Consider the following 12,936-nt stretch of genomic DNA (forward strand, 5'->3'; position numbering starts at 1 on the left):
CTCTTTCTCTCACTCTTTTTCTTTCCCTTACTCTTTCTCTCTATCCCCCTCTTCCGTTCGCTTTTTCTCTCGGTTTCCCTCATTACCGCTTACTCCCGTTCATGTTTTATCTATTTGAAAATTTGCAGTTTACCAATGCGTTCAGCTGCTTCAATTAATCTGGCCTCGTCAATTGTTAACCCAACTCTTATATAACCTTCTCCAGCATCCCCAAATCCAGAGGCATCGGCTACCGCCACGTTTGCCTCTTCCAACAAGAGTTCTGCAAATTCTGCAGAACTATACCCTTTGGGTACTGGCATTAAAACATAAAATGCACCTTTAGGTACATAGGGTTCCCACCCATATGCTCTCACTGCGTTCACAAAAGCATCACGTCGTTTTTGATAGACAGTATTCAACTTTACAATAGCTTTTTGACGTTCAGAGATATTTGTCAATGCTTCGACTGCTGCATCTTGAATAGCTGGAAATAATGAAACAAACAAGTGATCTTGTATGACATTAATTGCCTCGATCATATCTGCATTACCAACAGCAAAACCTATTCGCCATCCTGCCATATTAAAAGTCTTTGAAAAGGTATAGGTTTCAATACCAACATCCTTGGCACCGGCTGTTTGCAAAAAAGATAGTGGTTTGTATCCATCAAATCCGATGGCACCATATGCAAAATCTGATACGATACCTACTTCATTATTAACCGCAAAATTGACTGTTTCTTCATAAAAATGATCTGTCGCTACTGCACCAGTTGGATTATTAGGATAATTCAGGTATAAGAATTTTGCTTTTTTCGCAGTTTCCGAATCAATTGCTGTGTAATCAACAAGGAAATCGTTTTCACGCGTCAATGGCAAGAAATCACAATGCACTTGCCCTAAAGCAGCACCTGATAAATAATCCGGGTACCCAGGATTAGGTAATAATAACGTTTCACCCGGATTCATCAGCGCCCATGGTAATTCTACTAAACCAATCTTACTCCCAGCTAGAATGGCTACTTCTGTTTCAGGATTTAACGTTACACCATATTCTTCTTTATAAAAATCAACAATAGCTTGTTTCAAGCGATGCTCACCACGAAAAAGAGAATACTTATGATCCCCACTATTGGCTGTTGCTTCTTGCATTGCTCGGACAATGTATTCAGGTGTCGGTTGGTCAGGGTTCCCCTGGCCAAGATTAATCACATCAGCGCCTGCTGAAATTTTGGCATTCACTTTAGCAACTAATGATGCAAAAAACTGCTTTGGCAATGTTTTAAGTAACTCTGATTTTTCAAAATGCATATTTTCACCTATTGATATAACTCTGGACGACGATCTGAAAATACTGGTATTTCACCGCGAACATCTTGTTCGTCATTAGTATTAATCTCTGCCACTAGTAGCGTTTCCTCTTCACCAGCCTGTTGTACGATACGCCCCAACGGATCAATAATGAGCGAACTTCCACCGAAAACATTATGATCATCATATCCGACACGATTAGCTGCCACAACAAATGCTTGGTTTTCAATAGCACGTGCTTGTAACAAAATTTGCCATTGATTAATACGTTGAATTGGCCATTGTGCCGCAATATACAAAATTTCTTGTGGACCTGGCGCCATAATTGTTCGTAACCACTCAGGAAATCGGATATCATAACAAATGGCACCAGCTGAAGGGACACCAGCAAGCTTAAAGCTATTAGTTTTAGTGCCCGAAGTTATATACTGGCCTTCATTCATTAATCCAAATAAATGTAATTTATCATATTCTTGAACTTTTTGGCCATTCTTGTCAAAAATATACATCGTGTTATAGAAATCACCATCACGCAAAATAGCAACAGATCCGCCAATAATATTAAGTTGATAAGTTTTGGCTAATTGACTTAATACCTGTTGACTATTAACACCATCCACATCCGCCAAAGTATCCAATGCAGTCAATGCATAACCTGTATTCCACATTTCAGGATAAATTAAAACATCAGCACCCGCGTCTGCAGCTTTTTTGGCATAATCTGTGATTGTTTTTTGGTTAATTTGGGGCCGTCCTAACGCAATATCAATCTGCGCAATCGCAATTTTTAATTTCATGAATGTTACCTCTTGTGTGTTATTCTGCATTAAATGAGACGTTTTGTCAAATTAAATGATTTTTTATTCATTTTAATCAAATAAAAAACGCCAACGGCGTTTTAAGGAAACTTGGGAAATTGATCAAAGTTAGGGTCGCGCTTTTCTTTGAATGCGTCACGGCCTTCTTTGGCTTCATCACTTGTATAATATAGCATCGTCGCATCACCAGCAAATTGTTGCAACCCAGCTAACCCGTCTGTATCGGCATTCATAGCTGCCTTAATAAAGCGCAATGCCGTTGGTGACTTAGTTAACATCTCATCCGCCCATTCTATTGTTGCTTTTTCAACTTCTGCTAGTGGGACAACCTTGTTAATCCAATTCATTTGATAGGCTTCTTGGGCTGTATAAAAATGATTTAAGAACCAAACTTCCTTGGCGCGCTTATGTCCGATGACACGGGCTAAGTAACCTGATCCATAGCCTGCATCAAACGAACCAACCATTGGCCCTGTTTGCCCAAATTTAGCGTTATCAGCAGCAATCGTTAAATCTGCCACAAGCTGCAAAATATTACCACCACCAACTGACCAACCTTTAACCATCGCAATAATTGGCTTTGGGATGATACGCATCAGACGTTGTAAATCTAACACATTCAAGCGTGGAATGCCATCGGATCCAACGTAACCCCCGTTACCACGGACTTTTTGGTTGCCACCTGATGAAAACGCTTGATCACCGGCACCCGTCAAAATAATGACACCGATATTATTATCATCACGCGCAATCGTAAAAGCTTCAATCATTTCAGTTACCATACCTGGGGTAAACGCATTGTGAGTTGCGACATCATTCATTGTGATTTGAGCAATTTTACCAGGATTTTCACCATCAGCATTTGTTTCAAATAAAATTTCATCATATTGTTTTACGGCGTTCCAAGTTGTCATGTGTTATACTCCATTCAGAAAGGGGAATTTTGTTCTTATGAATATTATAGAACTTTTGGGATTAAAAACTACCTTATTATCAGCAGAAAAAATAATTGTCGAAGTTGACGTCAGTGATAAATTGATGCAACCATTTGGTATTGTGCACGGTGGTGTTAATGCCCTCATTGCTGAAACAGCTGCATCACTAGGTGCAAATGAAGCAACATCTGAGAATCAGATACCTGTCGGTGTCGATATACACACACACCATTTAAAAGCCGTCAAATCTGGACATCTAATCGCTACTGCGACGCCGATCAATATCGGCCGTACGCTACAGATTTGGTCGGTAACTGTTATTGAAAGTCAGCACAAACAGCAAACAAGCATTAGTACTGTGACGCTGATGAACAAAACACGTTAGTTATGACTATCTTTTTTGAAAAAATTGCGTAGTGGCTTGTTTTTTGACTGCATTGCTTTCAATTCATTTTGTCTTTGTAATTCTTCAGGTGTTGGTGTGTCATAGTCTAACGTGGCTAATCTTTCAGCCTGTGGCTGTTTAATCAGTAATTTAATCGTATCGTTAGGCATCATTGGATTACGAAGATAGTTAACGCCCTCGACTGACCGTGTGATAGCTAATGTTGGCGTTGGTGCTAGATCCACATCTTCACTAATAACAGCAAGGCCACCCTTGAATTGACTTTGATAATACAAAGCAGCATAACTAGATATCGGACCATAGCCAATAAATTCGACTTGATGTGCGTGAGCTTGCTTACGTGCTTTTTTAATTGCTGTCATAATGGCATTTTCGTTTGCCCGATAGAAGCCAGCATCAAATTCACTACTAGCGATATACTGTACCGCTTGATGCGTGAGTTTAACCCAATCAGACATATAATCAGTCACATATCGCTCTGGTTCAGAAAAAATCACACGCAAAGTTTTTGTCATGATTTTTTTCGGTTGTTGCAAGTAACTGTACAATCTTGGTGCCAATGTCTCATCATCATCACGCAGAATGCCTTTTTTGTGTGGGCGTATCACGAAATCATGGAAAACAAAACTACCATTACCTGCAGAAACTAAATCAATTGTGTAAAAAGCATACTCATTTGGCACTGTAATCGTTACTTCGTCACTATTTTGACTATTTGTTAGCAATGGTTGGTGATCTTTGTCAAAAAAAGTAACCACTAAATAAGCAAACATGCGCTCACTATTATCAATATGACGCGCAATGGTATAAGTTTGTCCCTTTAATAACCGTGGTAGATCCGATATGCGTTTTTCACCAACATAATATTGTTGAGAATGCCAAGTTGCAATAATTTGACCACTTGGTAAAAAGTAATGTTCGTAATAAACGTCGTTGACAGACTTAAAATCTACCGTCGCACCTTGTAACTGATGTAATTGCGTTTGCGGTGTCCAATACATGTGATATTGCATAAGTATTACTGGTCCTCCTGACGCATATTATCTCTTGCCTTTTTAAGTTCTGTCATAAAAAAACTGATCATTTCTGGGATTTTATCGGTGTGACTACCGACTGCTGTCACATGAGTTACTGTAGCTTGTTGTGCTGTAAAAAAATCATTTAATTGCAGCAAACTATTACCATCATATTCATCTTGCGACATCGTGAATAATGATATTTTGATCTTTGACCAATCAACATTTTGAATATGTTGCCAGAGTCGTTGATCCAATTCTTCTGTATCCTCTGGATTCATACGCCCAACTAAATAACGTCGTACATCCAATATCCAATCTTGGTTGAAAAGTTGTGCAAATTCTGCCTGACTAGTAAATGTTCCTAAATTCAGGATTGGTTTGGCTATCATAACGGTGCTAGGTTTAATATCAGCAGCATAATACAGTGCCGGAAAACTCCCCATGGAACCGCCTGTTAGAATGACATCTTCTGGCTTCAAATTTAATGTTGCCATCGCCTTTTTAATCATGTCAATCACTGCTTGTTGATAAACGGGTGTCCCAATATCAAAGGCGCCACCTTGTATTCTTGAATCGGTAAATAGTAAGTAGGGTGTCCCTAATTCATCTAGAGATGTTTTCATTTCAAAAGCATCGCCATGTAAACGTAAACCAGAGAAATTGACAATAAGCGGTGCCTGACGGTCACCTGGATTAAAGTAACTTAATATTTCTTCATTTTCAGTGGTTAAATGCCAATCATCCCCCGGTAACAGCATCCCCAATCCATGTCTTGACCGTCGTTGATGTAGGGCATGCAAGTCAATTAATCCCTCTCCTCGTGCAAAAACAAGAATTTGATAAGCTTGATAATCCTGCAACCCCCCCACTGTTGTCAGTTCACGCAAGGCTGCACCTTCGATAACCTGTATCGTTTGAATATCATTATCTTTATAAAAAACAAATTGCACTTGTACTTCAACTGACCCTGTTTGACTGTAGTCTAACCAAACTAAATTTGCTTGTGTTGAGGTAAAATCAGTCTCATAAGTTTGAAGTGTTCCAATCTGTTGCCATTCCAAACCAAAGTTACCACTATATTGTGCTGAAAATCGCCCTTCACGTTTAAAATGAATGCCTTCTGGTGGCAGTAGTAAAAATTGTGCTTCACTAAAACGCGTTGAAAAACCAATTTGTTCGGAAGATAGGTCGTTTTGGATACATTTAGTGATTGCTTCAGGTGTATTCTCTTGGATCAAGAAGGCACGTCGTTCATCCAAAACAGCTTGAAATTCAGGTGTGACTTCATGCGCGAAATATAGGGTTCGTAATGGTGGCCAAGCATCGAGCTGGCTAGATAATAATGTACTGTCTAACACGTCGTCTGTCAGCACAACATAGCTTTGCTCCAAGACATAAGGGTCTTTTTGAAAGGCTAACATCGTCGGTAAATCTAAAATAGATGTATATTGCCAGTCAATATCTTTTGACTGCATTTTAGGGGTCCAATCATCGGATCCAATTTGAAGAACTGAAATATTTGACATTTACTTCTGATGACCCCCTTGTTTGATTTTATTGAAAACTTGCTGCCATTTAATCCAAAGCATTTCCTCATTTGACGCCTGACTCATTTCAATTGTAACTGCTCTGGATTTATCAACGTTAGCATAGTCATCAAGATAAAAATGTAATGCTGTTGGTATTTGTTCGTCGTTTGTGACTAACTGACCGTTTCCTCTGGGCACCATATAGTCTGTTTGAACGCGGTTAATTTGTGGTATGCCATAAGTTAATGCTGTTGCCTGCAAATGATGATCTGGTATGTCGTCAAGATCAATCAATAGTCGTACATTGCTCATATAACGCTGACGGCTAGCTTCATTTTGTGGTGGTAAAAACTGAAAGCGAGCTTTGTAGGACTGCTGACTATTTTCATCAATAAGACCATGCTCATTAGTTGCTGACAAACTTGCTGCCTCAATCATATCATCATATACTTCATGATTTTGGGACGTCTCAACCAATAATATAACATTTGAATAATGCGCCACTATCTGACTTACTATTGAAAATACTGCCACTGTTAATTCTTTCGCTGACCAATAAATCGGAACGATTGGCATTGTTGCCTGAGAACTCGCTTTTATGTCCGTAACATAAGGTGGAATAACCGTCATATCATCAGACTGATAGCCATGCTTTACAATAATTTCTGATTGTTTTAATGTATCTACAACAGACAAGTCAACTTGTTCGGGTTTTTCCAGCAAGACATGACGTTCTAATTGTGCCCTAGTACGTTGTGCTTGATAACTGAAGATAGTCGGTTGTTGGGGTGACACATGTTTAACCAAAAACTGAGTAAGTTGGCTCTGAGCAAAAATGAGATAATCTGTCTCGGGCACATGCTGCAAGTGATAATTTAATGCAGCAGCTAACACTTGTGATAAATTATCAAAATGTGTTTGCATTGTCCAAAGTTGTTTTGTTACCACGTGACCTGTTTCAAGATCTTGTTGCATTGCTATTTGTCCGCTCGGTGTCAAATAATCCACTTTTGTAGCGCTGTGATTCTCTTTATCAAAACTTGTCACACGCGACACAAACCCGCGATCATCAATCATTAATTCTTGTATACGTTGATTATCACTCATTAAATCAATACGTTCAAAACGAGAACGTGTTAACATATCTAACCAGACAGTGGCATAATGTGCATCCGCTACGCGAACAATAATACGATCTGGCAAATCAATAAACTGCGCACCAGCAGGCCAAGAAAAATCCATTAAAGCTACAGGTTTGACCGCCTGCAATCGTATTTGCTGCAAAAAATCATATACGGACCATGTCGATACAGCTTCAATATTTTTTTCTGCTAGAATACCACGTAAATTAGGTAAAAAATCAACTAAAATTAATTCTACTTGTTGATTTTGTGATAGAAAAAGCTGTGCTTGGTGAATAGAATCATTAAATTCTGGCAATATCATGCTGTAATCATGCCAATCGGGAATAATATGCAATGTCATGTATAACCTCTTTATGTACGGCGCATACGCGCCTTTTAAAATTGGTAGCAAAGTTGCTCGACTTTGCTTACCATCAAACCTATCGATATAAAACTATTATACCAATTATTCTCATAATTTTTGAAATGAGTCATAATAAAATATGTTTCACGTGAAACATGATAGACAAAACCCACCCATTTACTGGAACTGCTGCCATAATTTAACGATGGCTTGCACACCTTCATCACCGTGATCCTGACTCAGTTTCTCAAATAAGCTTTCAGCTAACTTGGTGCTAGGTAACTCAATGTGCATTTCGGCTGCTGAATCCAAAGCGATGCGTAGATCTTTAAGCAAATGCTTCGCATAAAATCCCGCAGCATAATCACCTGTCATAACACGGGGCATATAATTATCCACTGACCAAGAACCGGCAGCACCAGCACGCCAGACATTGTAAGCTGATGTCATATCCAATCCAGCAGCTTTGGCATATACCATCGATTCAGCCATTGTAATCACAGTCGCCGCTACACCGATATTGTTGCTCATTTTCATATGCTGGCCTTTACCAGCTGAACCTGCATGTACAATTTGCTGGCCAATGTCTTTCAGCACAGGGCGCAATGCCTCGAATGTTGCTGTCTTACCACCGACCATGATCGATAACGTGCCATTTTTAGCCCCAATATCACCACCAGAAACTGGGGAATCTAAGACTTGAAAACCTAATGATTCACCTTTTTGGGCCAATTGTTCAGCTAATTTTGGGGTAGAAGTCGTCATATCAACTAAAATATCCCCTCGACTCGCACCCGCAAAGACACCATTTTTACTCAGCCAAACTTCTTCAACATCACGTGGATAACCAACCATCGTAAAAGTAATCTGCGACTGCTGGGTAACCGCTTTCGGTGTTTCTGCCCATACGGCACCATGAGCAAGAACTGGCTCCGCTTTGGCTGGCGTACGATTATAAACAGTTACCTGGTGCCCCGCCTGCAATAAATTATTGATGATGCCAGTACCCATAACGCCTGTCCCAATAAATCCAATATGCATAAGCTTTTTCACCTCAAAATTTCATTTTCCGTGTAACCATCATTTGCTAGGGTAACCGCATCGTTTAAGGCTATTTCCACCATGTTCTTAATGGCTGTATTGGTATAAAAAGCAATATGTGGTGATAAATAGAAATTGTCCAACTCGGTCAACCGTTGAATGTTTTCAGGTAGGTCGGATAGTGACTGCTTTTGATCCATAAATTCATTTTCGTTTGGTGTTACATCAAACGCCGCACCATATAATTGACCTGACAATAAAGCATTTTCTAAAGCAGTCATATCAACTACTTCGCCTCGTGACATATTCAACATAATTGTACCAGGTTGAATTTTGTCAAAAAAGTTTTGATCAGCTAACCCACGTGTTTCATCATTTAATGGTGTATGAAAACTAATAACATTGGCACGTGATAAAGCATCGTCCAATGTCGTGTACTCAACAAATGCCTCATTTTGTGCATGATACACTGGATCCACTCCTAATACTTTGGCTCCCAATGCATGCAGCATTTGGGCAAAAGCCGTACCAATACGACCAACACCAATTACTGCAACTGTTAACTGATAAATTTCACGCGCTTGACCACCAGCAGCCCAAGTATAATCACCAGTTGCCATGGCTCGGTCAAACTTTTTGCTGTGACGCAATACATTAAAAAGTTGTGTCAAAGTATATTCAGCAATCGCACGGGGAGAATAAGCCGCAACATTAGACAAACGAATATGGTTTTCAAAAGCAGCTGGTAAATCAAAAACATCATACCCTACTTGACGCAAGGCAATTTGCTTAATACCGTATTCATTTAATTTTTTGTAAACTATTGCCGGAATCGCTGTGGTTTGTTGACTAGAGACCGCATCAAATTCTTTTGCTAAATCAACATTATCTTCAGATAATGGGCCAACTTCTCTCACAACTTCATGCCCAGTTTTAGTTGACCAAGCTGTCATAAAAGGTACTTCTTCTTCAACGGCATTATACATTAAAATTTTCATATTCAAGCTCCTTTTCATCCACAATATATCTAAAAACGCTCGCCTAAAGTGTACGCCTTCTTACTTCACTTTACCTAAGAAATACTTTTTCTTACCTCGACGGACTAGTACAAATTGACCATCGTAATGTGTCGAAGGATCAATGTCTGCTGTGACGTCTGTCATCTTATCACCATTTACAGTAATTGCGCCATTCATGACATCTTCACGTGCTTGGCGTTTTGATTTTTCCACACCACCAGCCACCAAGAAATCAACAACATTCTTAACTTCAGCCGCTGTATCAAAACTAGGTACCCCACCAAAGGCATCAGCAATTTGTGCTGCTGATAACTCAGCTACATCCCCATTAAACAACGCCTTTGATAATGCTTCTGCTTCCTCAACCGCTGCTTGACCATGAACAAATCGTGTCACTTCTTGCGCCAAACGACGTTGTGCTTCACGCGCACCAGGATCGGTTTTAACAGTTTGTGCTAAGGTATCAATTTCATCTGGTGCCAAAAAAGTAAAGTATTTCAGATATTTCACAACGTCTTCGTCACTTTGATTCAACCAGAATTGATAGAAAGTGTATGGCGATGTCTTCTCAGGATTTAACCAGATGGCGTTACCTTCTGACTTACCAAATTTTTTACCTGTTGCATCTGTCATCAAAGGAATTGTTAACCCGTACGCATTGGCGTCACTACCTTCAAGTGAATGAATTAAATCAACACCTGATGTGATATTTCCCCATTGATCCGAACCACCAATTTGCAATTGCACATTCTCACGACGCCATAATTCATGAAAGTCAATTGCTTGCAAAATTTGGTAAGTGAATTCTGTGAAAGAAATACCTGATTCCAAACGTGAAGCAACAACATCTTTTTTCAACATGACATTGATAGAAAATAACTTACCATAATCACGTAAAAAGTCAGTTAATGTTAATTTACCTAGCCAGTCGTTATTATTAACAATGGTCGTATTATCGTCCCCAAATAACTTCGTAACTTGTGTTGTAATACCTTTTTCATTGATTAACAACTGTTCTTGACTCAATAACTGGCGCTCAGTTGTTGGGCGCGGATCACCAATAGAACCAGTAGCGCCACCAACAATAATCACTGCTTTACCGCCAGCATTCTGAAAACGTTTAAGTACCATAAAAGGAATTAAATGTCCCAAATGTAAAGAATCAGCTGTTGGGTCTGTGCCAACATAAGCCCCGATTTGTCCTGATTGCATGGCTTCTAACAAACCAGCTTCATCAGTCACTTGATTAAGCGCACCGCGCCATTTTAAATCTTCAATAAAATTCATATCTATCTCCTTATTCACGAAAAAGCCGTCCTATTTTATTCATCAATAAAATAGGACGGCTTTAACCGTGGTACCACCTAAATTGTAAGTCATCGGACTCACCACTTAAATCGCCTTATCGCGGCATACGTCATGTGTTTTTTATGTTGCGTAACTCGATAATATCCGCGGATTAGTTTACAGCAACCACTAACTCTCTTGATTTCGCGCCTGATATATCTTTATCAACTAATGATGGTTTTATTATAGCAGATAAATAGTTTGAGCGGTAATTTTAAAAAGTATATTTTCGATTGCCTAGCCAAAAAATACCAGTACCAGTCCTTGCACCAGCTCTCTTTTGTTGTTATGATGTCATTAACTTAAGGAGAATGACGACTAATTATGATAACCACCCATTATATTAAACGCCACGCATGGCTACGCGTAACTAAACATTTTAAAACCGTTTTTTTAATATCACTCATCCCTATGATTTTTACAGTATTTGGTGTGACTATAAATCATCAAACAACTATTATTGACACCAGATCCTATCAAAATCATGTCAACATTGAAGGTACCTTACCAAATGGTGCCAACTATAATATTTCATCAAACGAATTAGTCCATTTTTTAAATGATAATTGGTTTGTCATCTTAATCATTGGCTTGCTTGTTCTATTTATTACTTTATTGATCGGTATCATATTAACAGCTATTAGTGATTTCTTCACTGAAAGTGCAATTAGTGGCTTAATAGATTGGCGCGATGATGATAGATTACCTCATGATCCAATTAGAGCCGGTCTTCAGTTGCTGACTGGTGTTGCTTTCCGCATTGTGTTGTTGCGTGCCTTATATATTACACTATGGTCTTTCTTATTAATTGTCCCAGGTATCATCAAAAGCTTTTCTTATTCTCAAGCCCTGTACCTATACCGTGACGATTTACGTGCTGGTCGCCCAATTAAAAGTGCTAACGCCTACATCAAATCATCTCAATCATTAATCTACGGTTACAAAGGTCAACTCTTTGTCATGTATATTAGTCTGATTGGCTGGTATATATTAAATTTGATCACTTTTGGTATCGCTAATTTATTTACTTTACCTTATATTCTTGTCTTACGTTCAGAATTTTATATTGCACTACGCGCTACGGCACCAGAACCAACCAAAACAACAATTTTATAGGTATTATAAAAAGGCGCAACGTTATTAGTTTAGTTACTAATAACGTTGCGCCTTTTTAATATCATTCATCAGCTCGCTATCTAAAAACACACTACCTCAGTTCTCGATTTATCCCGTAGTGGCAATAACTATGTAAAATTTATTGACAGCTGGACTCAATTTTGAACGGTGGTCTAGCTGCGAAACTGCTAATTCTTTTACCGTCTTTACCAAATGCATCAACGCACTCTCAAAATTCTTACCTGATTCAATCGCATTTTTAAATGACAATAGCGCAATACGTTCTTTCTCTAATGTCTTAGGATTTAAAATCAGGTCATATGCCTCATTTAACAATAGCTGCTCTTTACCTTGTCTCTTTTTTGAATTCATTATGATTCCCCCTCAAGTAACTTTCCTGTCACTCACATTCAAGTGAGTTATCCAGCACTATTGGCATATATTGTACACTTGTTTTATTTTGCCGTAAAGCATACATTGTCACATCTCAAGCTGAAAACTAAGATGTTTTAGTCTGAAAAATAACGCGTTGACTGAATATATAATTAACTAATACAACGACAATATTATCAATTATTTTCCACACAATTGGATTTTGTCGTAGTAACTGTACACCAAACCAAATAATAATCATCTCAACTAGTAATGTGATAACGCGAGCTGAAAAAAACAGACTCATTTCTCGAATAATGCCACGAAATGATTGTGACGATGATTGAAAAACCCAAATTTTGTTAGTGCTATAAGCAAATAGTATTGATAATAACCAAGAAATCACGACAGCCACTTGAATATTAACATGCCATTCTAATAACATGTAATAAGAAAGAATATTAATAATGGTGGTCAACACACCAAATATAAGGTATAAACTCACAGTACGGTATTGGTTTATTCTTTGCATATTGTTCCCCCTATTCTCTACA

13 protein-coding genes are annotated in these 12,936 nt (G+C 38.6%); 2 read left to right on the forward strand and 11 right to left on the reverse strand.

The genetic code is table 11. The annotated features are described in order from the left end of the window. Nucleotides 1-110: 110 nt before the first annotated feature. The 3 genes from HNQ98_RS08320 to menB all read right to left on the reverse strand — a co-directional run bounded on the left by HNQ98_RS08320 (nucleotide 111) and on the right by menB (nucleotide 3,024). Nucleotides 111-1,292: a pyridoxal phosphate-dependent aminotransferase gene (locus HNQ98_RS08320; protein WP_135197237.1), complete on the reverse strand. Its 1,182-nt coding sequence runs from the start codon at nucleotides 1,290-1,292 to the stop codon at nucleotides 111-113. A gap of 8 nt (nucleotides 1,293-1,300) precedes the next feature. After that, nucleotides 1,301-2,089, reverse strand: a complete 789-nt coding sequence (locus tag HNQ98_RS08325) for a carbon-nitrogen family hydrolase (RefSeq protein WP_135198090.1) — start codon at nucleotides 2,087-2,089, stop codon at nucleotides 1,301-1,303. A gap of 101 nt (nucleotides 2,090-2,190) precedes the next feature. Then, nucleotides 2,191-3,024 (reverse strand): 1,4-dihydroxy-2-naphthoyl-CoA synthase, encoded by an 834-nt coding sequence (gene menB / locus HNQ98_RS08330; protein WP_135197236.1) that lies wholly within the window; start codon nucleotides 3,022-3,024, stop codon nucleotides 2,191-2,193. A gap of 37 nt (nucleotides 3,025-3,061) precedes the next feature. Here menB and HNQ98_RS08335 point away from each other — a divergent pair, with 37 nt between their 5' ends. After that, complete coding sequence (locus tag HNQ98_RS08335; RefSeq protein ID WP_135197235.1) at nucleotides 3,062-3,430, forward strand: PaaI family thioesterase; 369 nt, start codon at nucleotides 3,062-3,064, stop codon at nucleotides 3,428-3,430. On the opposite strand, the gene asp3 is transcribed toward HNQ98_RS08335, so the two are convergent. The 6 genes from asp3 to tyrS all read right to left on the reverse strand — a co-directional run bounded on the left by asp3 (nucleotide 3,427) and on the right by tyrS (nucleotide 10,834). Continuing rightward, the gene (gene asp3 / locus HNQ98_RS08340) at nucleotides 3,427-4,464 is read right to left on the reverse strand and encodes an accessory Sec system protein Asp3 (protein ID WP_135197234.1); all 1,038 of its coding nucleotides are present in this window, start codon (nucleotides 4,462-4,464) and stop codon (nucleotides 3,427-3,429) included. The two genes, HNQ98_RS08335 and asp3, sit on opposite strands and share 4 nt — an antisense overlap. Nucleotides 4,465-4,469: 5 nt before the next feature. Beyond that, nucleotides 4,470-5,996, reverse strand: coding sequence for an accessory Sec system protein Asp2 (gene asp2 / locus HNQ98_RS08345; protein WP_135197233.1), 1,527 nt, complete (start codon nucleotides 5,994-5,996; stop codon nucleotides 4,470-4,472). Further along, complete coding sequence (gene asp1 / locus HNQ98_RS08350) at nucleotides 5,997-7,484, reverse strand: accessory Sec system protein Asp1 (protein ID WP_135197232.1); 1,488 nt, start codon at nucleotides 7,482-7,484, stop codon at nucleotides 5,997-5,999. A gap of 180 nt (nucleotides 7,485-7,664) precedes the next feature. Next, the gene (locus tag HNQ98_RS08355; protein ID WP_184285045.1) at nucleotides 7,665-8,528 is read right to left on the reverse strand and encodes an NAD(P)-dependent oxidoreductase; all 864 of its coding nucleotides are present in this window, start codon (nucleotides 8,526-8,528) and stop codon (nucleotides 7,665-7,667) included. Nucleotides 8,529-8,536: 8 nt separating this feature from the next. After that, a complete protein-coding gene (locus HNQ98_RS08360; protein ID WP_135197230.1) occupies nucleotides 8,537-9,526 on the reverse strand; it encodes a D-2-hydroxyacid dehydrogenase in 990 nt (329 codons plus the stop codon). Nucleotides 9,527-9,586: 60 nt separating this feature from the next. Continuing rightward, a complete protein-coding gene (tyrS, locus tag HNQ98_RS08365; RefSeq protein ID WP_135197229.1) occupies nucleotides 9,587-10,834 on the reverse strand; it encodes a tyrosine--tRNA ligase in 1,248 nt (415 codons plus the stop codon). Between the two features lie 384 nt (nucleotides 10,835-11,218). Here tyrS and HNQ98_RS08370 point away from each other — a divergent pair, with 384 nt between their 5' ends. Next, entirely contained in the window at nucleotides 11,219-12,010 is a 792-nt protein-coding gene (locus tag HNQ98_RS08370) for a DUF975 family protein (protein WP_135197228.1), read from the forward strand. A 108-nt stretch (nucleotides 12,011-12,118) separates the two neighbouring features. Here the strand turns inward: HNQ98_RS08370 and HNQ98_RS08375 are convergent, their stop codons facing one another. Both HNQ98_RS08375 and HNQ98_RS08380 read right to left on the reverse strand, forming a co-directional pair. Beyond that, complete coding sequence (locus tag HNQ98_RS08375; protein ID WP_019040459.1) at nucleotides 12,119-12,382, reverse strand: bacteriocin immunity family protein; 264 nt, start codon at nucleotides 12,380-12,382, stop codon at nucleotides 12,119-12,121. A gap of 127 nt (nucleotides 12,383-12,509) precedes the next feature. Next, nucleotides 12,510-12,914, reverse strand: coding sequence for a GtrA family protein (locus tag HNQ98_RS08380; RefSeq protein WP_019040460.1), 405 nt, complete (start codon nucleotides 12,912-12,914; stop codon nucleotides 12,510-12,512). Nucleotides 12,915-12,936: the final 22 nt, after the last annotated feature.

It is taken from the genome of Leuconostoc carnosum (genome assembly GCF_014207505.1).
Taxonomy (GTDB): domain Bacteria; phylum Bacillota; class Bacilli; order Lactobacillales; family Lactobacillaceae; genus Leuconostoc; species Leuconostoc carnosum.